Annotated in this window: 22 protein-coding genes and 2 pseudogenes; 11 read left to right on the top strand and 13 right to left on the bottom strand. The window is 71.5% G+C overall.

Annotated features, from left to right (window positions below):
• Positions 1 to 167 precede the first annotated feature (167 nt).
• Genes C1N81_RS43130 through C1N81_RS43120 form a run of 3 tightly spaced genes read left to right on the top strand, consistent with a single transcriptional unit; the run spans position 168 to position 3,231 of the window.
• Positions 168 to 467 (top strand): lasso RiPP family leader peptide-containing protein, encoded by a 300-nt coding sequence (locus C1N81_RS43130; protein ID WP_394437216.1) that lies wholly within the window; start codon positions 168 to 170, stop codon positions 465 to 467.
• A gap of 17 nt (positions 468 to 484) precedes the next feature.
• Positions 485 to 2,386, top strand: coding sequence for an albusnodin/ikarugamycin family macrolactam cyclase (locus C1N81_RS43125; protein ID WP_394437214.1), 1,902 nt, complete (start codon positions 485 to 487; stop codon positions 2,384 to 2,386).
• Positions 2,383 to 3,231 carry a lasso peptide biosynthesis B2 protein gene (locus C1N81_RS43120; RefSeq protein WP_394437212.1) on the top strand — a complete coding sequence of 283 codons (849 nt, stop codon included), beginning with the start codon at positions 2,383 to 2,385 and terminating at the stop codon, positions 3,229 to 3,231. Before C1N81_RS43125 ends, C1N81_RS43120 begins: the two co-directional genes overlap by 4 nt.
• Positions 3,232 to 3,487: 256 nt before the next feature.
• Here C1N81_RS43120 and C1N81_RS43115 read toward each other — a convergent pair whose 3' ends face one another.
• Positions 3,488 to 3,646 carry a hypothetical protein gene (locus C1N81_RS43115; protein ID WP_394437210.1) on the bottom strand — a complete coding sequence of 53 codons (159 nt, stop codon included), beginning with the start codon at positions 3,644 to 3,646 and terminating at the stop codon, positions 3,488 to 3,490.
• Positions 3,647 to 4,183: 537 nt separating this feature from the next.
• A complete protein-coding gene (locus C1N81_RS43110; RefSeq protein WP_394437208.1) occupies positions 4,184 to 5,236 on the bottom strand; it encodes an NAD(P)-dependent alcohol dehydrogenase in 1,053 nt (350 codons plus the stop codon).
• A 138-nt stretch (positions 5,237 to 5,374) separates the two neighbouring features.
• Between C1N81_RS43110 and C1N81_RS43105 the strand changes: the two genes are divergently transcribed.
• Positions 5,375 to 5,962: a TetR family transcriptional regulator gene (locus C1N81_RS43105; protein ID WP_394437206.1), complete on the top strand. Its 588-nt coding sequence runs from the start codon at positions 5,375 to 5,377 to the stop codon at positions 5,960 to 5,962.
• 25 nt (positions 5,963 to 5,987) lie between these two features.
• On the opposite strand, the gene C1N81_RS43100 is transcribed toward C1N81_RS43105, so the two are convergent.
• Positions 5,988 to 6,929, bottom strand: coding sequence for an ADP-ribosylglycohydrolase family protein (locus C1N81_RS43100; RefSeq protein WP_394437204.1), 942 nt, complete (start codon positions 6,927 to 6,929; stop codon positions 5,988 to 5,990).
• Positions 6,930 to 7,243: 314 nt separating this feature from the next.
• Between C1N81_RS43100 and C1N81_RS43095 the strand changes: the two genes are divergently transcribed.
• Positions 7,244 to 7,570 (top strand): hypothetical protein, encoded by a 327-nt coding sequence (locus tag C1N81_RS43095; RefSeq protein WP_394437202.1) that lies wholly within the window; start codon positions 7,244 to 7,246, stop codon positions 7,568 to 7,570.
• A gap of 48 nt (positions 7,571 to 7,618) precedes the next feature.
• Here the strand turns inward: C1N81_RS43095 and C1N81_RS43090 are convergent, their stop codons facing one another.
• Entirely contained in the window at positions 7,619 to 8,311 is a 693-nt protein-coding gene (locus tag C1N81_RS43090) for a response regulator transcription factor (protein WP_394437200.1), read from the bottom strand.
• 31 nt (positions 8,312 to 8,342) lie between these two features.
• Positions 8,343 to 9,527, bottom strand: a complete 1,185-nt coding sequence (locus C1N81_RS43085; protein WP_394438573.1) for a sensor histidine kinase — start codon at positions 9,525 to 9,527, stop codon at positions 8,343 to 8,345.
• Positions 9,528 to 9,875: 348 nt separating this feature from the next.
• Here C1N81_RS43085 and C1N81_RS43080 point away from each other — a divergent pair, with 348 nt between their 5' ends.
• From C1N81_RS43080 to C1N81_RS43070, 3 genes are all read left to right on the top strand, one after another.
• Positions 9,876 to 11,378, top strand: coding sequence for an alpha/beta hydrolase (locus C1N81_RS43080; RefSeq protein ID WP_394437198.1), 1,503 nt, complete (start codon positions 9,876 to 9,878; stop codon positions 11,376 to 11,378).
• A 77-nt stretch (positions 11,379 to 11,455) separates the two neighbouring features.
• Positions 11,456 to 12,109 carry a hypothetical protein gene (locus tag C1N81_RS43075; RefSeq protein ID WP_394437196.1) on the top strand — a complete coding sequence of 218 codons (654 nt, stop codon included), beginning with the start codon at positions 11,456 to 11,458 and terminating at the stop codon, positions 12,107 to 12,109.
• A 149-nt stretch (positions 12,110 to 12,258) separates the two neighbouring features.
• Positions 12,259 to 12,480: a hypothetical protein gene (locus C1N81_RS43070; RefSeq protein WP_394437194.1), complete on the top strand. Its 222-nt coding sequence runs from the start codon at positions 12,259 to 12,261 to the stop codon at positions 12,478 to 12,480.
• A 3-nt stretch (positions 12,481 to 12,483) separates the two neighbouring features.
• Here C1N81_RS43070 and C1N81_RS43065 read toward each other — a convergent pair whose 3' ends face one another.
• From C1N81_RS43065 to C1N81_RS43055, 3 genes and pseudogenes are all read right to left on the bottom strand, one after another.
• Positions 12,484 to 13,194: an SMI1/KNR4 family protein gene (locus C1N81_RS43065; protein ID WP_394437193.1), complete on the bottom strand. Its 711-nt coding sequence runs from the start codon at positions 13,192 to 13,194 to the stop codon at positions 12,484 to 12,486.
• Between the two features lie 61 nt (positions 13,195 to 13,255).
• On the bottom strand, positions 13,256 to 13,921 hold the full coding sequence (locus C1N81_RS43060; RefSeq protein WP_394437191.1) for a hypothetical protein: 666 nt from the start codon (positions 13,919 to 13,921) through the stop codon (positions 13,256 to 13,258).
• A pseudogene (locus C1N81_RS43055) lies at positions 13,918 to 14,115 on the bottom strand (DUF2199 domain-containing protein); the annotation flags it as partial. The pseudogene C1N81_RS43055 and the gene C1N81_RS43060, both read right to left, overlap by 4 nt.
• A gap of 212 nt (positions 14,116 to 14,327) precedes the next feature.
• Here C1N81_RS43055 and C1N81_RS43050 point away from each other — a divergent pair.
• Complete coding sequence (locus tag C1N81_RS43050) at positions 14,328 to 15,794, top strand: hypothetical protein (protein ID WP_394437190.1); 1,467 nt, start codon at positions 14,328 to 14,330, stop codon at positions 15,792 to 15,794.
• A gap of 227 nt (positions 15,795 to 16,021) precedes the next feature.
• Here C1N81_RS43050 and C1N81_RS43045 read toward each other — a convergent pair whose 3' ends face one another.
• From C1N81_RS43045 to C1N81_RS43030, 4 genes and pseudogenes are all read right to left on the bottom strand, one after another.
• On the bottom strand, positions 16,022 to 16,696 hold the full coding sequence (locus C1N81_RS43045; RefSeq protein ID WP_394437188.1) for a hypothetical protein: 675 nt from the start codon (positions 16,694 to 16,696) through the stop codon (positions 16,022 to 16,024).
• A 145-nt stretch (positions 16,697 to 16,841) separates the two neighbouring features.
• Complete coding sequence (locus C1N81_RS43040) at positions 16,842 to 17,036, bottom strand: hypothetical protein (protein ID WP_394437186.1); 195 nt, start codon at positions 17,034 to 17,036, stop codon at positions 16,842 to 16,844.
• Between the two features lie 226 nt (positions 17,037 to 17,262).
• Entirely contained in the window at positions 17,263 to 17,793 is a 531-nt protein-coding gene (locus C1N81_RS43035; protein WP_394437184.1) for a MarR family winged helix-turn-helix transcriptional regulator, read from the bottom strand.
• 407 nt (positions 17,794 to 18,200) lie between these two features.
• Positions 18,201 to 19,117 (bottom strand): annotated as a pseudogene (locus C1N81_RS43030) (DUF6891 domain-containing protein).
• A 117-nt stretch (positions 19,118 to 19,234) separates the two neighbouring features.
• On the opposite strand from C1N81_RS43030, the gene C1N81_RS43025 reads away from it, so the two are divergent.
• Together C1N81_RS43025 and C1N81_RS43020 are read left to right on the top strand one after the other, a co-directional pair.
• Positions 19,235 to 19,852 carry a helix-turn-helix domain-containing protein gene (locus C1N81_RS43025; RefSeq protein ID WP_394437182.1) on the top strand — a complete coding sequence of 206 codons (618 nt, stop codon included), beginning with the start codon at positions 19,235 to 19,237 and terminating at the stop codon, positions 19,850 to 19,852.
• A gap of 122 nt (positions 19,853 to 19,974) precedes the next feature.
• The gene (locus C1N81_RS43020) at positions 19,975 to 20,898 is read left to right on the top strand and encodes a class I SAM-dependent methyltransferase (protein WP_394437180.1); all 924 of its coding nucleotides are present in this window, start codon (positions 19,975 to 19,977) and stop codon (positions 20,896 to 20,898) included.
• 38 nt (positions 20,899 to 20,936) lie between these two features.
• On the opposite strand, the gene C1N81_RS43015 is transcribed toward C1N81_RS43020, so the two are convergent.
• Entirely contained in the window at positions 20,937 to 21,758 is an 822-nt protein-coding gene (locus C1N81_RS43015) for an AraC family transcriptional regulator (protein ID WP_394437178.1), read from the bottom strand.
• Positions 21,759 to 21,772 lie beyond the last annotated feature (14 nt).

The following is a 21,772-nucleotide window of genomic DNA, read 5'->3' as shown; positions in this document are numbered from 1 at the left end:
AATGAGTGAGCGCCCTTGAGTGAATGAGTCGGCCTCCCGTCAGCCGACCCGTCGGCGGTTCCGGAAACTTTTCTGTCACCAGGACACAAGGGCGGGAACTGCCAGGCTGGAGCACCTGCGATCGCGGGCCAGTTCGGCACCTGGAGCAGTCGGCGCATGGCTACACTTTGGGCCCCGACGACGCCGGAATGTCCGGCGCACATATCTTCACCGTTCTGATCATTTTTGCGGGGCAGCCGATGCCCCTGACCCAAGGCGGCCTCATGACCTACGAGCCCATTGCCGTATCCCCGTACGAGGAATTCGGATATCCGCGGCAAGCGGTGACGGCCGGAGCCGTGCCCTCCCCGGAGGAATCGGCCGCCTACGAACCGCCGATGGTGGTCGACCTGGGTCATGTCCGTGAGGTGACGCTGGGCAGTTCCCCCAGCGGGATCGCCGATGCCAACGCCCAGTACTACTACTGATTTTCCGGACAGCCGTCATGCCCCGCCCCGCGGCCGCCGCCGCAGCCATGGACCTGCGCTGCCCGTCTCCTGACCTTCCCCCTCCCGACGGTCCCACCATCGCGGGACTGCTGTCGCCGGTACCTGCCCCGGCGCCGCGTGGAGCCGCCCGGCTGTGGCCGGGTGAACGCCTGCTCTGGTCCTGGGGGGCATGGCACCCCGGTGAGGTCCGCACCGTACAGAGCGCGGAAGCCCGGCTCGCCACCGTCGGCCCATGTCTCGCCGACGAACAGACGATGCGTCACGACCTGCGGCGCGCTGTGCGGGACGGCTGCTTGGAGCGCCTGACCCGATGGCCCGGCGCCTATCTGCTCATCGTGCTCCAGGACGACGGCCACCTCACCGCGTACGCCGACCCGGCGGGCCAGTTCCCCCTCTACTACGGGCGCCACGGCGCACACACGGTCCTGTCCACCCGGGCGAGGACCGCGGCGGCCCTGTCCGGAGCCGCCTGCCGACCCGACACGGCCGCGCTCGCCGCGCACATCGTCTGCCCCGCGGTTCCCGAACTCACAGAGGGACGCACGGCGTACGACGGCATCAACCGGCTCGGTGGCGGTCAGGCGCTGAGAGTCACTCCCTCGGGCGGCCGCACCGTGTGGACGTACGAGGACCTCGCCCCCGACCCGGGCACGCGGTTCGAGGACAGCGCGGCCGAGTTGCGGTCAGCCCTCACGCGCGCTGTCGGCCTGCGCACCGACAGCGCCCCACGGATCACCTCGGACTTCAGCGGCGGCCTGGACTCCACATCCCTGGCCTTCCTGGCCGCCCGCACCACCGGCCGACCGCCGCTGGACGCCTTCGTCTACCACCACCCGGACGCACCCGCGGGCGATCTCACCCACGCCCAGGTCTACGCCGAACAGGCCCCATGGATCCGGCTCGCCGTGACCCGCGGAAATGAGGACTGCCTCCCCTACGGCGGCCTGTTCGAGCAAGGCTCGGCGGACCAGCCCGACCCGGCGGCAGTCATCGACGCCCGGCACCGAGTGCGCCTGAACGACATCGCGCACGGCGGCCCCGGCATCCACCTGACCGGCGAGGGCGGCGACGCCCTGCTGGCCGCGCCCCCCTCCTACCTCGGAGACGTCGCCGCCACGGCCGGACTGCGCCGGCTCCTGAGCGACGGGCGCGCGCTGGCCCGCTTACGTCAACTCTCACCGGCGGACGTCATCCTGCGGGCCAGGCGCCTTGCCCGCACTCCTCTGCACGAGGCGCTGACCGACCTCGCCTCCCGCCTCGACGAACCCCTCGACCACCCGCCGCAGTGGGCAGACGCGGTTGCCTGGTGGCCCGCCCCGGGACCGGAGACCGCCTGGCTGACCACCAAGGCACGCCGTCACTTGGCCGAACTCGCCGCGGAACGTGCCCGATCGGCCGACCTCGCGTCCGGTCCCACCACGACGACACCGGGTACCCGGGCGGTCTTGTGCGAGCTGCGCGCATCGGCCGCAACACAGGCTCAGTTGATCTCCACTGCCCGCCCGTTCGGAGTCTGGCCGCACGCTCCCTTCCTGGACAGCGAGGTCGTACGGGTCTGCACCGGCCTCCCGTTGCCGCACCGGGTCGACCCGTTCACCGCCAAGCCGCTGCTGGCCGCCGCCCTGACCGGCCTGGTCCCCGACCCCGTACTGCGGCGCAGAACCAAGGGCGACTACACGGCCGAGAACTACCGCGGGGTCCGCCGCTCGGCGGCACAGCTCAGAGCGCGGCTCCTCCGGTCCCCACTGGCCGACCTCGGGATCATCGAACCCTCGCGAGTGATCGCCTCGGTCGAACGGGCGGTGGCGGGTCTGCCCGCCCCCTTCCCCGCGCTCAACCGCCTGCTCGGCGCAGACCTGTGGCTGACGGCCGACGCCGGCGGGAAGGAGTGGTCATGACGCGGCTGAGCGTGTCCGAGCACGTCCGCAAGAGCACCTCACCCCACGGCGGAGGCGTGCTGCTGGACGTGCGGTCCGGCCATTGCTTCGCCATGAACTCCATGGCACACACCCTCTGGCAGGAATGGCACCGCAGCGGGGACTTCGACTCCGCCGTACTGGTACTGGCCGGCCGCTACCCGGATGTGCGGCACGACCGGATCCGCGCGGACGCACAGCAACTCGCCGACGATCTGATCCACCTCGGCCTCCTCACCGCACACGCCTCACCCCGGACGCCCTCCGCGGCGGGACAGCACAGGGACCGGTATCCGGCAGCGGCCGCTCCACCTCCCCCGGCAGAGCAGACTCCGGCGGAGCAGGCACCCGCAGAGCAGACACCGGCAGAAGTGCCTCCTGCCCCGGCCCAGATGAACATGGCCGCCGCACCGGTACGGGACGACGGCAGCCGCTCCGTTCGCGGCGCCGCGACTGCCGTACTCGGCCTGTTCGCACTCCTCGGAGCCCTGCTGCTGATCCGGCTGCCGTTGAGAACCGTCTCCCGTACGGTCCGTTGGACCGCCCGTATCTGGTGCCGCCGGGAGGCCACGCCGGAGCAGGCCGCGGCCTCCCTCGCGGCGGTGCGGCGGGCAGCCCGGTGGTATCCCGGCCGCGCCGCCTGCCTGGAGTTGTCGCTGGCCACGCTCGGGCTCCTGGCACTGACCGGCCGGCGGGTGGTGTGGTGCATCGGCACGGCGGACGATCCCTACCGTTTCCACGCGTGGGTGGAGGCGCAAGGAGTCGCCATCGCCTCGCCGGACGAGTACGGCACCACCGATTTCCGCCGCGTCCTTTCCGTGAGCTGATCAGTTGGAAAATCCGGGGACGGGAAGAGGTGGAAAGAGGCGGAAGAGTTCTCTCACCCTCCGCCTCTCACCGCAGTGTTCAATTCGTACGTGTCCGACGGCTGCCGGGGCCCCTACCGGATAGTTCCAAGAGCAGGCGGAGAAAATCGAGCGGATTCCTCTTTATCGGCCGGACTTTGTGCGCTAGCCTGACAAAGTGAAGGGGCGGTCACCGGACTTCCGGCAACCGCCCCCCACGGAGGGGCCTGCTCGCCCCTCAGACGCGCGGCAACAGCGCGTCGACCAGCGTCATGTCACCGTCTCCGCGAGTCAGCACACTCAGGAACACGAGGATCATGACGATGATGACCACTCGCACGTGCTGCCAGCGCACAGAGATCGAACAGCGGGTGGTCATCGTCATCTTCATACCCATGTGACTTCACCTCACCTTCTCCACGCGTCGTCACCGGCTCCCGGTAATGCGGAAATGCGGCAGCGACTCCGTGTGAAGAACAGTGTTCCCGTCAACCCGCCACGTGACAATGGCCTTTGTCGCGCCCCCACCCGCCTCACGAACCCCGGCCCTGGAGAATCCACTTCTCGTCGCGCTTCAAATTGCCTCTTTACAACGATGACGAATGCCGTCGCGACGTGAACCGAAAACGGAGACCGCTTCCCGGCCCCCTCTCCGCCTCAGCGGGCACCGCAGAGGCAGCACGTCTCGCGCTGCCCAGCCGCCAGCGAGCCGCCCTGCACCTCAGCCCCCACCCAGGCACGCCGGGCACCTGATTCGAAGGCGGCCAGGGAGTGAACACCCCTCGCCCTCATCGAAAAACGCGGCGCCGCCGACGCGTCGAGCCCGCTTTCGGGTGCACGCCGGAAACGCACGCGCCCATAAGTGTGAGGCATATCACATTGCCACTTGGGCTTCTACGGCCCTGGGGGACGCGGGCGCCGCAGACCGGACCGGTCAGTCCAGGTCGCCCATGTCGAGCACGAAGCGGTGGCGCACATCATTCCGCTCCAGGCGGTCCAGCGCTGTGTTCACTTGAGACGACGGCAGCAACTCGATGTCGGCCGTGATGCCGTGCTCGGCGCAGAACCGCAGCAGCGCGTCGGTGGACGGGCGCCCGCCACTGCCGGCGGAGCTGAGCTTCTTGCGGCCGATGAGCAGGTCCATGGCCTCCACGGTGACGGGCCCGAGGTGACCGAGGAGGCTGAGGGTGCCGTCCATGGCGACCGTACGCAGGTAGGGGGCGAGGTCGTGCGGGGCGGAGATGGTGTCGACGACGACGTCGAACGCGTCCCGCACCGCGTCCATCCGCGCAGCGTCGGAAGAGACGACGAACGCGTCCGCGCCCAACTTCCGCGCCTCGTCCGCCTTGTCCGCGGTGCGGCTGATGACGGTCGTCGTGGCGCCGAGAGCGACGGCCAGCTTCACCGCGAGGTGCCCCAGTCCACCCAGGCCGGCCACGGCGACCGTGCTGCCCGGCCCCACGCCAAGGGCGCGCAAGGGTTCCCAGACCGTGACGCCGGCGCAGAGCAGCGGAGCCGCCGCGGCCGCGTCGAGCTCCGCGGGCAGGTGGTAGGCGAAGGCGTCGCGGACGACGTACTCACGGGAGAAGCCGCCGAGAGTGGTCGTGCCGTCCTGCCGGTCGCGCCCGCCGTAGGTCAGGGTCGGGAAGTCGCGGCAGAAGTTCTCCTGCCCCGCCCGGCACATGGGGCAGGTGCCGCAGGCGTCGACGATGTTCCCCACGGCCACCGGGTCGCCCGGGACGAAGCCGGTGACGGCGCTGCCGACTTCGCGGACGGTGCCGGTGAACTCGTGGCCCGGCACCAGGACGCCTTCCGCATCGCCTTGGTGAGCGTGCAGGGCGTGAAGGGCGTGCAGATCACTGTGGCAGACCCCGCAGTAGTCGACGCGGACCGCGATGTCGTCGGGGCGCAGGTCCCGTCGCTGGAGCGTGGTGCGACGCAGGGACTGTTTCGCGGGATCCGCCTGCCAGCCGGTGGTGGTGCGCATGACTCTCCTGACTCTCCACTGACACAGACACAGACACAGACACAAACACAGGCACAGACAAACTGTTCGGTCTATTTGAGCCTAAGCAGGCCGCGCCCAGAAATCAAACAGACTGGTTTGTCTGTTAGCCTGCGGATCATGCCGGAACAGCCATCCAGCGGCCGAGGAGCCGCGACGTACCAGCGGATCATCGACGCCGCCACGAAGGAGTTCGCCCAATACGGCATCGCCGGGGCGCGCGTCGAACGCATCATCTCCGCGGCCCGGACCAACAAGGCGCAGTTGTACGGCTACTTCGGCAACAAGGACCGGCTCTTCGACACGATCTTCCTGGCCTCGCTGGATCGCATCACCAACGTGGCCCCCATCGACGTCGACGATCTGGCCGACTGGGCGGTGCGCCTCTACGACGCCTACCTGGACCGCCCCGACCTGATCCGCCTCGCCACCTGGGCCCGCCTGGAACGGCAGCCGACCGGCCACCTGACCGACCGGCACGAGCACTACGACCACCCCAAGCTCCTCGGCATCGCCGAGGCCCAGAGCGCCGGGCGCGTACGGGACGGCAACCCGTTCGACGTCATGGCCCTGGTGATCGCCATGTCCATGGCCTGGTCACCGGTGAGCAACGTCTACGCGGCCACCGCGGACGAGCCCGCCGAGGTGCATGACGAACGCCGCGCCCTCCTGCGGGACAGCGTCCGGCGCGCCGTAGCCCCGCAGTAGGGGCCGCGCCCGTCCTCGGCAGCTTCTACGCAGACGGCGCGCACGCCGTCCGCCCCGGCCCGGTGATCACCGGGGGCAGCGGTTCGCGAGCCGTGTGCCAGGGCGGAGGGAGAGCGGCGACGCCGGTGCGGGCGGCTATGACTCCGCCCGCGATGGCGCAGGTGGTGTCGATGTCGCCGCGGCCCGCGACCGTGATCCAGAGGCCCTCGTGCAGGTCGTCGAGGTGTCCCGCCGCACACCACAGGGCGTACGGCACGGTGTCGGGACCCGACATGCGATAGCCGGAGCCCAGGACCTCCGCGGCGTGCCTGACCGAGGTGTGGTGCGGCATCCGGGCCGCGATCCGCACTCCGGACCGCACGTCACTGTCGGGGAGCCGGTCCGCGACCGCCTGCAGGAAGTCCGGCCGGGCCGGGGCGGGCCCGCCTCGGCTGCGGGTCGCCAGCGCCGCGGCCAGGGCGACCGCCACCGCCGCGGTGACCGCCTCCGGGTGGTGGTGCGAGACCGCGCCCTGCCGGGAGGCCTGCTCGGCGACCGCGTCGAGGTCGGCGCAGTGCCACGCACCGAGCGGGGCGGCGCGCATGGCCGCGCCGTTGCCCCAGGAGCCCAGTCCGCCGAACTGTCCGGCGACCACCTCCCGCCAGGGCTCTCCGGCACCGATCCGGCGCAGCACGTCGTGCATGGAGGCTCCGTAGCCGCGGTGCGTGTCCTCGGCGTAGGCCGCCGCGAAGCGCAGGGCGAGGCGGTCCTGGTCGACGATGCCCCCGCCCTCGACCAGCTCCCGGACGAGAACAAGGGCTTGAGCGGTGTCGTCGCTCCACCGCCACACCGGTTCCGGGGGCAGCGTGCGTGCCTCCAGGGCGGCCGGACCGTGCCTGCGCAGGATGGCGAACCAGCGATCACCGAACGCGTCGCCGAACGCGAGCCCGTACAGCGAATCGAGGACACCGGTCGGCATGTTGGTCATCGGCGCAGTATCCCAGCGCGATGACCCTCTCCGCACCCCGGTTTCGCCGCCGCCACCCCTCTGACCAGGGCCCCGGCGTCGGCGGGGCCGGTCCCGGCGGCTTCCTGGTGCGTTCGTGCCTGTGTGAGCGTTAAATCTGTTTCCATAGAGCACCAGTTGTACTGCCCAGCTGCCCCTACCCCCGCGGGGACGCTTCACAGCGCCCCGGCTCAGGAGCGCTCGTTCCACCGGATGCAGGGGCTGAAGAGGAAGGGACAGGGAACACGCGCGTGATTCCTGCGCAGCCACCACCGGCTACGAGCCCCGTAGCGCTGATGACGGAGTGGACCCGCGTGGTCGTCATCCTGTTGCAGGGCGACGTGCAGGGCGCCCGGCACATGGAGCTGGTCAGGCTGGCCCTCGCGTCCGCCGGACAGAGCGGGAAGCAGATCGTGACCGACTTGTCCCGGGTGCACTACATGAACCTGAACCTGCTCGCCGAACTCCTCGAACCCGAACACCACGGCGTCTCGCGCCCCTGGATCGCCGGCCCGCTCAACGAGCCCGCCCAAAGGCTCTTCGACCTCACCCACGCCACGAGCATGTTCCGGATCTTCCCCGCCCTCCCCGACGCGGTGCAGGCGGCCCGCCCCCGCCCTTGACCCGGCCGAACGGGCCGGAACCGTAAGTCCCTTGTGCGCAACCGGCTCTCAGTCCTCCGCGTCGCGCACCAGCAAGGCGATCTGCACCCGGTTCTCGACCGCCAGCTTCGCGAACAGGCTGCCGGTGTGCGCCTTGACCGTCGCCACGGTGACCCGCAGCCGCTCCGCGATCTGCGGGTTGCCGAGGCCGTCCGCGATGGCCCGGGCGGTCTCGCGTTCGCGGTCGGTCAGCGCGGAGAGCCGTTCGCGCGCGGCCTCACGGAAGCGGTCGCGGGTGTGGGCCGAGTCCGGACCCGTGGCCGCCGCGATGACCCGGGCGGTGGCCGCGGGAGACAGGACCGGGTTGCCGTCCGCGACCGTGCGCACCGCGTCGAGGATCCGGGCGGGCGGGGTGTCCTTGAGGACGAACCCGAGGGCACCGGCGCGCAGCGCCCCGAGGACCAGGTCGTCGGAGTCGAAGGTGGTCAGCATCAGGACGTGCGGCGGCGCGGGGCGGGACAGCAGTTCCCGGGTCGTCTCCAGACCGTCCCGGCCCGGCATCCGGATGTCCATCAGCACCACGTCGGGCCGGCGCTCCGCCACGAGCGCGAGCGCGGCGTCGCCGTCGGCCGCCTCCGCCACGACGGTCAGGTCCGGTTCGCCGTCGATGACCAGGCGCAGGGCCATGCGCACGAGTTGTTCGTCGTCGACGATGGCGATCCGTACGGGCGGCTGCTCGTCGGGGGTCCGTCGGCTCTCCACTCAGGCGCTCTTTTCGTAACTGTGGCTCTGTTCAGGGACGTTGCCGGCTGCTGTGGACAGTGCCGTCCGGCCACGGCACGCGTGCGGTGAGAACGTACCCGCCCTCCGGGGCGGGTGTGGGGCCGTGGTCGAGTTCGCCGCCTGCGAGGGTGACCCGTTCGCGCAGGCCGAGCAGCCCGAAGCCGGAGGAGGGCGGCGGGGCGGTACGGCGGGCGGCCGGGCCGTTGCGGACGCCGACGGCGAGGTCACCGCCCGGGGCCCCGCCGAGGGTGACCTCCACGACGGCGCCGGGCGCGTGTTTAGCGGCGTTCGTCAAAGCCTCCTGAACGATCCGGTAGCAGGTGCGGCCGACGCTGTCGGGCGGGATCGCGGTCACGGAGTCGACGAGGCCGACGTCGAGTCCGGAGGTCCGGGCGTCGGCGACGAGGCCGGGGATGCCGTCGAGCGAGGGCTGTGGTGGTTCGGGGCGGCCGGGGTCGGCGCGGAGCACGCCGAGAACCTCCCGCAACTCCTCCAGCGCCTGGTGCGAGCCGTCGGCGATGCCGCGGACCAGGACACGGTTCTGCTCGGCCGGGAGGTCCCCGCGATGGTCGAGGACCCCGGCCTGCATGGCGATGAGGGAGATGCGGTGGGCGAGGACGTCGTGCATCTCGCGGGCGATCCGGTTGCGTTCCATGGCCCGTGCCTGCGCGGCACGGGCGTGCTGCTCCCGTTCCGCGCTCTCCGCGCGCTCCCGCAACGAACGCAGTTCGACGCGGCGCGCCCCGACGGCCATCCCCGCGGCCACCGCGATGCCCGCGGTCAGCGCCGGTACCGCGAGCTGGACCCACCACCACGCGTCATCCGACTCGTCGAGCGGATAGATCCCGATGGCGAGCTGCGAGGCCACGACGTAGGCGACGACGACGGCCCCGATCTCCACCGGGCGGCGGCGGGTGGCGACCGAGCACAGTGCGAGCAGCGCGGCGCCGGTGGCGAGCGCCGACACGGTCGAGGCGACCGCGACCGACAGACCGACGGCGAGCGGCCACCGTCGCCGCCACAGGAGGACGACGAGGCAGCCGGCTGCCACCAGTGGGTCGCCGACGAGGACCCAGTGGGTCGGGCCGCCGGGCTGTTGCCGCATCAGCGCGAGGGTCGACAGCCAGATCGGCAGGCTCAGGACCGCGGCCAATGTAAGCCGCCACGTCTGCTGCCACATCCCGAGCCGCGCCATCACGTCCGTGTTCACCAGGTCATTGTCGCCACCTCGTGCCGGGGGTGGATCAGACCGGAGACCGAGGCGACTTCGACCCAGGTCCACCTCGGGTCCGAGCCAGGTACGACGCAGGTCCGACTCGGGCCTGTCCCGCGGTCGGGGCCGGTCCCGTCCGCCGGGTCGATGTGCCGGGGGCGCCTGGTGCACAGACTCGTTCGTGTGCCGGTCGGGCTTCCACTTCCACGACACCCCGTCGGGCCCCCACAGCCACGACGCCTCGTCGGGCCCCGCCACCACACCACCCCGTCGGACCCCACCACCACGTCACCCCGTCGGGCTGCCACCTCGACCGCAGGAGGACACCTCATGCGCAGAAGTCTGTCCCTGGCTCTCACGGCCGCGGCGCTGGCCGTGACCGCACTCCCCGCGTCCGCGTCGTCGTCGGCGCCGTCGGCGCCGTCGGCGTTAGCGTCCTCGATGTCGTTGCCGGACGCGGCGCCGGGTGCCCTGCGGTGGGGGCCGTGCCCCGAGGGCGTCGTCGCGCCCCGCCTCCAGTGTTCGACACTCGACGTGCCGCTGGACCACCGCGATCCGCACGGCCGGCGGATCGAGGTCGCCGTCTCCCGCCTCCCGAGCGAGCACCCGTCGAAGCGGCGCGGTGTCCTGCTGACCAACCCGGGCGGGCCCGGTGGCTCCGGCCTGACGTATCCGGCGATCCTCGCCGCCTCGGGGCTCCCGCAGGACGTCCTCGACTCCTACGACATCATCGGCTTCGACCCGCGCGGTGTCGGCCGCAGTACCCCGGTGACCTGCGACCTCACGGAGAAGCAGCAGTGGCGCGGCAGCTTCCCGGCGTACGCGTACACGGCGGCCGACGTCACGCGCGAGGCGCCGTACGCGAGGAAGTTCGCGGACCAGTGCGCCGGATCGCGAACGGGGTGGATGCTGCCGCACACCACCACCGCCAACACCGCACGCGACATGGACCGCATCCGGGCGGCCCTGGGCGAGTCACACGTGTCGTATCTCGGCGCCTCGTACGGCAGTTACCTCGGCGCGGTCTACACGACGCTGTTCCCGCGCCGCGGCGACCGCATCGTCCTCGACAGCAACCTGGGTCCCGGTGGCTACGACGTCACCGCCATGCGGCTGTTCGCCCGGGGGATGGCGGACCGTTTCCCGGACTTCGCCGCCTTCGCCGCCGCGCACCCCGAGTACGGTCTCGGCGCCACGCCGCGCCAGATCACCGCCACGTTCTACGCACTCGTGGCGAAGCTCGACGCGAAACCCGTCCAGGGTGTCGACGGGACCGGGTTCCGCGCCTACACGTTCGAGCGGCTCTACGCCGACGCGTCGATGCCCGAGCTCGCCGCGTTCTGGCAGGCGGTCGACACCGGCAAGAAACTGCCGCTGCCCGAACCGACTCCCGGCACGGAGAACGCCCTGGCCGCACGGTCGGCCGTGGTCTGCGGCGACTCGCGCTGGCCGGACCGGGTCCGTGACTATCAGCGCAATGTCGCCGTCGACCGGCTGAAGTATCCGATGCTGGGCGGCTCCACGGCGAGCGTCACCCCGTGCGCGTTCTGGCCCGACGAGCGGACCGAGCCCCCGGTGCGCATCACCGGCCGGGGCCCGTCGAACGTCCTCATGGTGCAGAACGAGCGCGACCCCGGCACGCCGCTGACCGGCGCCCGCGCACTGCGGCGGGCCTTCGGCGAGCGGGCCACGATGGTGACGGCCGACCAGGGCGGCCATGGCGTCTACCCGTACGGGAGCAACACGTGTGCCAATGACGCGGCGACGACGTTCCTGACCACCGGGGAACGCCCGGCGCACGACCTCGCCTGTGCGGCGGAGCCGAGCAAGTGAAGACGGGGCGTCAGGTGGGCGCGCTCGACACGTGTGCACACGTACAGGCGAGTTGAAGATCGACAGGGGTGCCGCACATGTTCAAGGAGATACAGGAACGCCGGGCTGCCCGGCGGATCACCCCGGGGGACGGACGGCCGCTCAAACGGTTCCGCTGGTGGCAGTTGCCCTACCGCTCCCTGTTCTACCTCCGCCTCACCGAGACGGGTGGCAGGCAGGTCGTCTACGCCGTGGACGTCAAACGGGGCCAGGACCAGACCTCTCCCGAGGCCAAGGCCGACCTGTACCTCGACGGCAGTCACCACGCCCGCTCGAGACTCCCCGCCGCCTTTCCGGTGCCGGGCGGCACCGTCGAGGTCCGGCTGAGCACCTTCGGGCTGCGACGCTGCCACTACGTCACCTCGCGGGGCACCGAACAGCTCCTGGTCCCCGACCGCGACTCCGCCGAGGGGCGCCGCGCCCACCTCGACCGGGCGCACCCGGCGCTCAGCCGCGGGATCGGCGCCGCCTCGCTCGGCGTGCTGCTCATCGCGCTGGTCCTGCTGATCGCGCAGCTCGCCGAGAAGGTCACCGAGATACCCGTGGTGGCTGCACGCGTCGGCGTCCTCACCTCCCCCGTCCACCCGTCTCTCCGGGTCAACGCCGTCCTGACCCTGATCACGCTGGCGGCAGGTACGGAACGGGCCCTGCGGCTGCGTTACAACCGGCTGCTCGACGGCACGGCGGGCTGAGGGCTGTCCGCACGCCCAGTCGGCTGCGGCCTGCGCGGCGGTAACTATTTCGCCGCATCCACCTGACCCTTTTGTACCGAAATGGCTAGGAAGGTGCTCGTCACCGCATGTGCTGTGCACGAGCGCACCCCACCACCGCTGGAGCAATCATGATCGTCAAGAAGCTGCACGAAGCCGGAGTGAAGAGCGAGCACGCCTACTGCGCCGCTGTCGGCTCCATCGGGCTGTCCATCGCTTCCTGGGTCGCCTCCAACCGCAGCGAATGCACGGAGCGCGCCGACCGCTGGGGCATCTTCGTCGGAGAGTGGGCGCCGACGTTCTTCGCGCTCGGGCTCGCCCTTGCCAACTACGAAGAGCCGGAGAGCTCCTGACCTTCAGCCCCGCCCGGTCCGGTCCGGGCCCTCACCCGTTGCCCCGCCCCCTATGAGCTCCGCTTGTCGCAGCCAGTCCGTGTACCAGCGGGCGAAGGTGATCGCTTCACCATCCGGACCGAGAAGCGGGGCGAGGTCGATGTCGTCCGCTCGCCGGTCGGACCAGATGGTGCCGCGATGGACACCACTGATGACCAGCCACTCCCTCTGGGCACAGCCGAGGTGGGAGATCACGATGGCGCCGGCGGTGCGCTCGGGAGCGAACATGAGGGCTTCCCAGCGCTCGTCCCACGCCTCGATGGCGTCGTCGAAGTCCTCGATCTCCTCGACGTCCTCTTCCTCGGGACGCACGGCCAGAAGTGCGTCGAGGGCTTCTGGGTCCGGGCCGTGGGGAGGAAAGGGCTGGGCGAGCAAGCCGAGGTCGGCCAGGTCGGCGCCGTCTCCCTCCCAGCGCCAGCGTCCCTGGATGCGGCGGACGGGGAACAGGCCGTACGCGGGGCCCGCGCCGCCTGCGGCCACGGAGGTGAGGAAGCTCCGGTAGTCGTCCGGCAACCGCGCACCCATCTGCGCTTCGAGTTCGGCCAGTTCGGCGCCGGTCAGCGGGTCCTCCAGGACCCACCTGTGCCCGTGCGAGCCGAACACCTCGCTGCTCGACGACTGGGCGCCCAGCGCGATCACACGCTGCCGGACACCGCCCCACTGCTCATCAACCATGCGCAGACCGTACGGGGCGCCACTGACACCGGGCCCGCTCGTTCAATCTCGGCCCCGCCGGTCAGCCGCCGTAGAGCCCCCACTCGTCGAGCCCCTGATAAACATGCGCTTCCAGGCATCGCGGGGCGTCGAGGCCCATGGTTTCGCCGCGGTACAGGGCGACGAGCGAGTCCTTGCCACGCCACCACGTATCGGTGACACCCTGCACTTCGGGCACCGGCTCGTAGCCGCGGAGGTCCAATGCCGCGACGGCCTCGCCCCTGAGCCGAGTGACTGTCTTGGCCCAGCGCCGGGCATGTGCGGCGAGCGCCAAGGACTCCACCCATCCGTCCGTGCTCGCATGCAAGGGCGCCCAGCGGGAGGCGTCGATCCCGAACGCGCCGTCGGGGCCGATCATGAACCCGTAGGCCATGGACACCCTGCAGTCCCCCGCCGGGAAAGACCAGCCCTCCGCCACCGCCCCTTCGGGGCAGTCGGCGTCCAGGACGCGCGGGCCGCCCTCGTAGAACGGGGCAGGCGGGAGGGCGAGGCCGCCCCAGCGGTCTTGAAAGGTCGCGGCCCGTTCGGCCTCGGCAGCGGGGATCCCGTGCGCGAGCCAGACGTCGCGGTGTCGACGGAGGTCCTGGCGAGGAAGACGTATGCCGTCTGCCTCGACGAACTGCCGGGCCCGGCGACTCAGGCCGACGGGCGCGACCGAGATGGGCGACACCGCGTCGTCAGCCGTCATCGCGCGTCACGGTCCCTGTCCCTGTCCCTGAGCTCGCCGCCCACGTCGCCGTCGCCGGAGTGCAGTACAGCCGCCGCGATCTCCCGCACGCGGTCCAGCGTGATGCCTCTGCGTTGTTCGACGGCGAGGGGATGGTCGGTGGGCTCCAGCTCGATGACGGGGCGCTCGCCTACTGGGCGTGTGTGCACACGTGTCCCGACGTCACCGCCGGCGCTGGTGCTGGTCATGGGGCTGAAGCTTAGTGAGGCCACGGTTGCGGTGGGACAGAGGATCGGAGCGCGTTCAGTTGCTGGTGAGGGGAGTGTTGGGCGGCGGACCTCGGCCCTGTCAGGCGCCATATTTCGAGCGCGCCCCGCGCACCCCGCCCCCTACGATCACCTGGTACGGCTGCCGGAAAGGGGCGGAAATGCTTGAGGACGTCGAGGACGTCGAGGGCGGGTCAACGGCGGCGACGCGGCTCGCGGGAGGTGCCCCTCTTCGCCGCACGCTCGATGTCACCGACCCCTCCGACTGGCTCGCGCTGGACGCGGGGGTGCGTGAAGTGGCTTACTATCGCGCGCAGTTCATGCCTGCGTGGGAACACCTGACCCAGCTCGACGAGTCCCGGCTCGCACTCGCCCTCTGCCACCGCGACGGACGGATCCGTCAGGAGGCGCTGAGGCAGTCGGTCCGCTCCCCCGGTCTGCTGCCGTTGGTCGTGATCCGCTGTGCCGACTGGGCCGGCCCCGTGCGCGAACTCGCCCGGACGTTGCTGCGCGAGGCCCTGAGCCTGGACTCCGCCCCCGGCCTCGCCTCGCTCATCCTCCGCGTCGGCCGCCGCGACAGAGGGGCCTTCGCCGTCAATGTACTCGGCGAGACCCTGCGCCGGGCGTCCCACGCGCAGTTCGCGATTCTCTTCGCCGACCCCGACCGCGTCGTCCGGCGCTTCGCCTACCGGCTGGCGATCGAGGGCCGGCTGCTGGGCCACGCCGAGCTGGCCCGCGCGGCTGCCACGGAAAACGACTCCGTGGTCCAGGACCTGTGTGCCACAGCCGCACTCGCGGCTCTGGCGGACGAGGACAGGGGCGGGGAGAGGAAGGGAGACGGGAACGGGGACGGGGACGGGGACGCCTACGAGAGTGTGCTGCCTCTGCTGCTGTCCGCACGCAACCCGCGCACCCGTTCGGCCGGCGTCACCGCGCTGAGACGGGCGGGGCGGCCTGAGCAGGCGGAGCCGTTTCTCGCCGACCGTTCCGCGCTCGTACGCGCCTGTGCGCGGTATGTCGTACGACAGCATGGCGGCGACCCGGCGGCCTGGTACCGGAAGCAGTGCACGGCGCCGGACGACCCCGCCTTGCCGCCCGGCGCGGTCATCGGCCTGGCCGAGTGCGGGGACCGCGCGGACGCCGGGCTGCTGCGGCCGCTGCTCGTGCACCCGGCGGCCGGGGTGCGGGCGCGAGCAGTGGCAGGGTTGCGGGCACTGGAGCGCGCGGATGCGCAACAGTTGCGGCCACTGCTCGACGACCCGGCCCCCGCGGTCGTCCGGGAGACCGTCACGGCCCTGCTGCCCTCGGCCAAGGACCTGCCCGCCGACTGGCTGTTGCAGCGCACCGACTCTGAGCAGCCGCGGCACGTCCGCGTCGGTGCGTTCCGGCTGCTGGACGCGCGCGGCGGCGTCGTGGCGCTCCGGGCGGCGGTCGGTCTGCTCGAAGACCCTGACGACAAGCTGCGCACGTGGGCGGCGCAGTCGGTGCAGCGCTGGCATCCGTTGCCGGGCGAGCGGCGCGGTGGCGCGGTCGACGCGGAGGTGGGTGACCTGCTCGACCGCAGTCGACACCTCTTCAGCGAGCCCGTACTGCGTCTGCGCAAGCGGGAGGCCGGGCTGGGCATATGAGCGTTCCTGGTCCGGTCTCCGCCTCGCCGCTCCCGGCACCGGCCTGCCGGTCCTGAACGCCGACACGGGCGAGCCCGTCGGATGGCTGAGCCACCAGGGTGTGCTGCGGGCGCTGCGTCACCCCGAGGAAGGCCGCACGCCCGCACTGTTCACCTCGTAGCAGGAGCAGCAGTGCCCAGGGGCGGGGCGGTCGCATGGCCGAAGGTCGGGGGGGGTCGCCACGTCCGCTACGTTGTCCGCAGCCGGTACGAACGGACCACCGCCACCGCGCACCCGCCCACCAACACGGCAGCGCACGCGGCCAGTCGGAGGGACGCGCCGCGCAGTTCGCCGGGCGCCGCGACTCCTCGCGCCGGTGCCCGGCCTTGTGGGTCGTGGACCACGGGCAGGGTGTCCCCCGGTGCGGTCGACGCGGCGCAGCCGCGCCACACGGCCATCCCGGCCGGGGCCGCTTCGGGGTCGGTGACCGCGCAGACGGCGCGCCCGTGTCGAGCCGACGCCTGGACCGAGGCCACCCGCGCGGGCTCCACGACACCGCGCTGGTGCAGCGCCGCCCCGGCCGCGACGTCGGGTGCCATGACGGCGAGGGCCGCGCCCACCGCCGCGACAAGGCCGATCAGCACGCGTCCGGCCCGCAGCACCATCAAGTACAGGACCAAGGCGGCGACCACCAGCAGGCCGCCTTCGCCGGTGACCAACCCTTCGGGGCCGCCCAGCATCCCGGCGAAGGGCGACGCGACGACCGCGGCAGCCGCACCGGTTCCCGCCGCGAGCCCCTTGGCCAGCCATCGGCACGGAACGCCCATGAACTCGGCGGGCCCCCACAGGCTGCTTCGCAGGCACTCGGCGAGGCCGTGCTCGGTCGAACGGCAAGCCGACGGGTCCCGACGCCGCGCCCGCATACCGCCCCCTTTCGTGCCTGCCTTTGCCGGGTCCACCCTTTCCCGCGCACCGGCCGCGACGCATGGAGCGGCGCCGGACGGCTCGGCGGGGGCCATGCTGCCGGGCACCGGCAACCGGCGACGCCTCACGGGGCCGTTCGACCTCTCACGGCGACCACCACAGATCAGGACCGCCTCCCCGCCAGTCGATCAGTGGTGACGTGACCGCCTCCTCCGCGTCCAGGTCGACGCCGACCAGGCGCAGCAGTTCGATCACATCGGCCAGGCAGTGGGCGACCCCGGCCTGTCTGCCGCGCAGGGTGACCCGTCGCCCGTAGCCGTCCTGCGCCGCGTGCACCACGACGGGCGACGGCGCACGCCGGTCGCCGAGGGGTGGTGACGGCCACGCGTACGCCGAGCCCGCCCGTCCACGCGCGTACTGCTGTGGATATTGCCGGGGCTCTCGGGACTGTCGTGACTGCCGGTGCTCTCGGGACTGTCGGGGCTCTCGGGACCTTGCGGTCATGTGCTCCGTACCTCCTGTCCTGGGTCGCTGATGCGGGGCAGGAGGAACGCGTCGGCGTGGGTCAGCCTGCCTTCGGCGCCTCGCCCCAGCCCAGCGGGTGCGGTCCGGTGCCCTCGTCCGGCGACGGGGCCGGTGGTTCGCCGCCCGCCTGGTTGAAGTCGGTCAACGCGTCGATGAGCGCGGTCCGCTGACGCGGTGCCAGCCGTTCGACGATCGCGGAGATCTCCTGACGGCGCCGGGCGGTGACGTCCTCGACGGTGCGCCGGCCCTCGTCCGTGAGCCGCAGCAACGTCTCGCGCCGGTTGTCGGGGTTGGTCTGCCGGTCGGCGAGGCCGGCCGCGATCAGCCGGTCCACCATCCGCATGGCCGTCGACGGGGCCACGCCCAACAGCTCGGCCAGGGCGACGAGTTTGGTCGCCCCGCGCGAGGAGAGCACCACCAACATGCGGAACTGCGGCAATGTCACCCGGTCCTCGACCTCCGCGAGTGAGCGGGCGGACACCGCCACCAACACCCGCGATGCCGTGAGGACCGCACGGGTCACCGCATCCACGTCGTCCATGGGCTCCGCCGGAGCCGCTTTCCTGGCCATGGCCCTTTTCTACCCTGCCCGCGGCACGGCCGGCCCTCCGCCTGTCCATGTTCCCGCCCCGCCGTCACCTGTGGCGCTGCGGCAGCGCGGCCGCGTCGTCGTGCGGAAACGGTCGGCGTGACTTCCTCGTGGCCACGGCTCTCTCCCCTCCCCGAGTTTTAGACTATGCAAAGCTTGCATGACCTAATAGTCGCAGCACGACATCTGAAGGGCGTTCGTTACGAAACCGATTCCGCGACGCAGCACGTGAGGAGGCACGCGATGACGGCGCAGCAGCACGATCCACATCGGCCAGCGTCTGCTGCCCTTGCATGCGCCTTCATGAACGTCGACGTCGACGGCAGCACCGACTCCTACCGGCGGGCCGGACGGCGGATCCCCTTCGCACGCCTCGACTCCGCCCCTGGCTAGCCGACGAGGCGGCGGCGCCAGGCCAGTGGGGTGACGGCGATCGCCCGGCTCGGGTCACGGTCCCACTCGGCCCGCAGGCCGACTGCCTCAAGTGCGGCCACGACCTCCTGACCGATGGCCGCGGTGGTCTCGGACGAGCCGTCGAAACCGCCATAGAGGAGCATCAGTCCATGGCCGGTCGCGGCGGAATCCGTGCATTGAGTGTGGAAGTAGACGAAGCCGCGGGCGCCGGGCTCGCCTTCACCACCGATCTCCGACTGGCCGCAGTTACGGCAACAGGTGAAGTTCTCCCGGGCCGTGATGCCCGCCTCTCGCAGCGCGGTGAACGCGCGGGTGAGCCGCTCAGGGTCGGTCTCGCCGTGCCACGCGGCCTGCTCCGCGACGCGCTCCAGCCACAACCGATCGGCCAGGGCTTGCGCCTGCTCCCGCGAAACAGGGCGGCGGTCCCGGGTGACCAGATACTCCTCGGCGAGTTCGGCCAGTTCGGCACGGTCCGCGTAGCCGCCGACCAGCACCTCGCGGACGCGCCTCTCCAACTCCCCGCGCTCGTCCTCGTCGAGGTCGAGCGGCGGCACCTCCTGGCTCGGCCCCATGTCCAGCAGCGACCAGGTCAGACCACCGCCCCAACCGGCCTCCTGGCGCGCCCAACCGTTCATCGCCGCGATGACGGCCTCGGGCCCGTCGACCCTGACCTGGAAGTGCCGGTCGGCGGCACCGTCCCGGTACTCCAACGTGTAGTCACCACCGGCCTGGTGCCAGACCTGGGCGAAGACGTCGGGCAGGTCAGGTATCCGCTGGACCACCAGGAACCGGTCACCGTCACCGCCGATGCGCCGCACCAACCGGCCAACTCCTCGATGGACACGCGGACGTACCGCTCCGCGTTCTCCGTCTTCACCACGATCTTGAGCATGCGCAGACTTTGGCACATCCCTCTCGCTCGACGACAACCCCTGAGGAGCCCCTCGGGGTGCCTCCCGGGAGCGCCTCGGGAGCCCCTCCGGAGCGCCTGAGGCATATGGTGTTGCCCATGACGCAAGACGACGGAGATCTGGACAGCCTCGTCCGGAGGCGCATTCGCGCACTGCGGGTGGCGCAGGGCTGGTCCCTGGAGGAGCTGGCCTCCCGCGCCCACCTCAGCCAGTCCTCGCTGAGCCGCATCGAGAACGGGCAGCGTCGCCTCGCGCTGGATCAGCTGGTCACCCTCGCGCGCGCCCTGGACACCACACTCGACCAGCTCGTGGAGACCGCCACCGACGACGTCGTCACCAGCCCCACCATCGACAGCGCCCACGGCCGGATGCGCTGGACCGTCAAGGCGGACCCCGGGATGAGCGTGGTGCGCCAGCGCATGACCCAGCCGCCTCCCGACAATCCGGCGCGCATGCGCGCGCACCCGGGGCGGGAATGGCTCGTCGTCCTGTCCGGCACGGCGACGCTCATGCTCGGGCAGCGCCGCTTCCGGCTAGAGACCAACCAGGCCGCCGAGTTTCCCACGATGATGCCGCACGCCATCGGAGCCGACGGCGGACCCTGCGAGATCCTGGGCATCTTCGACCGTGACGCCCGTCGGGGCCATCAGCGCGACGGCGACAACGACAGCGACAGCGACAGCGACAGCGACAGCGACAGCGACAGCAGTAAGTGACAGTAATGAGTGACAACTGCGAGGGGCACGTTCTTGCGCCCGGAGCAGCAACCGCCACCACTGTCTTGCGTCGTTCGGGATGATTGCTGCCATTCGCGCATGACCGCCGTACCGTGAAACGCATGAACCACGCACCCTCCCAGCCCTCTCCAGCGCACGGCCACAACCACGGCCACGAACACGGCAACCACCACGGGCACGCGCACACGCACACGCACGCCCACAGCCACGCGCCCGAGACGGACTCCCAGGCGGAGATCCTCGACCTCGACGCCGAAGTCCTCGCCGAGCACACCGCTTCGATCACCGCATGGCTGCCCCTGGAGACCTCGCCCCGCCACATCGTGGACCTGGGCGCCGGGACGGGAGCGGGCACGTTCGCCCTGCTCGAGCGCTTCCCGGACGCGCAGGTCACCGCCGTCGACGCGTCCGGGGAACACCTGCGACGCCTGCAGGAGAAGGCGGGCGCCCTCGGCGTCGAGGAGCGCGTGCACACCGTACGGGCCGACCTCGACGAAGCCTCCTGGCCGGACCTCGGCTCCCCCGACCTGGTCTGGGCGTCGGCCTCAATGCACCACATGGCACACCCCGACCGGGCCCTGCGCAACGTGCACGAAGCGCTCGCGTCCGGCGGCCTGTTCGCCGTCGTCGAACTGGCCGGGCACCCCCGGTTCCTGCCCGGGAACGCCCCCGAGGAGCGGCCCGGCCTGGAGGAGCGCGCCCACGCGGCGGCCGACCGCCGCCAAGCCGAGCACATGCCCCACCGAGGCGCCGACTGGGGGCCGATGCTGATCGCCGCCGGGTTCACCGTCGAGGGCGAACGCACCCTCTCCGTCCACCTCGACGGCGCGCACAGCGAAGCGATCGGCCGCTATGCCACCGGCGTTCTGCAGCGCATTCGCAGCGCCGTCGCCGACGCGCTCGCGCCCGGCGATCTCGCCGCGCTCGACGCACTCCTCGACAGCGAAGGCCCGCACAGCATCTTGCGCCGCGACGACCTCACCGTACGCACGGAGCGCACCGTGTGGGCCGCCCGCCGCGCCTGACCACCGACCGCCCCGGCTACGCCCTGACTACACCCTGGCTAGCGGGCCAGACGCTGCCACGCGCCGGGGCGTTGTCCTGTCGCCTTGTAGAAGAACAGCGAGAAGCTCGATGCGTCGGGGAAGCCGAGGGCGGCGGCGCAGCGGGCGGCGGTGAGGCGGTCGTGTGCGAGGAGCCGTTTGGCCTCCAGGACGATCCGCTCGACGAGGTACGCCTTCGCGGTGCGGCCGGTGGCCTGCTGGACCGCTCGGGAGAGGGTGCGGGGCGCGTAGCCCAGCGCGCGGGCGTAGTACGTGGCGTCGTGGTGGTGCCTGAAGTGCGCTTCGACATCGGCGCGGAACGACTGGAACAGCGGATGTGCGAGACCTGCGTCGGCGTGTGGCGGGCGGAGCCGGGCGAGGAGCGCGGAGAGCAGGATCGCGGGCAGCTCCGTGAGGGAGTCGGGGTGTGCGGCGGCTGCTTCGAGGAGGAGATGGTCGCGCGCCATGTCGACGAAGGGCCGGGCGGCGTCGGGGATGTTCCAGTGCGCGGCCAGGTCCGGGGAGGCGACAAGTTCCCGGGTGGCATCGGTGACCGGCGCGGTCGGCGCGAACAGCACGAGATGTCCCGCTACGTGGGCGATGTCGTCCCACCGGTGCACCGCGCCGGGCGGGATCCACACCGCCGACCGGTCTTCGAGCGGGTGCTGGAGGAAATCGACCGTGACGGCGCCGGGGCCTGAGTCGACGAGCGCGAGGACGTGGAAGTCGGCGCGCTGCGTGGCTCCGTCGTTCAGCTCGCGCAGGCGGCCGAACGTCAACGTCTCGACCGTGGCGGCGCGGCTTCCCGGTGGCTGGTAGGTCATCTGCCGGATCTCGTGCACGTGTCCAGTTTTCA

This window comes from Streptomyces sp. SGAir0957, assembly GCF_043523415.1.
This window is presented reverse-complemented; position numbering and strand designations above follow the sequence as displayed.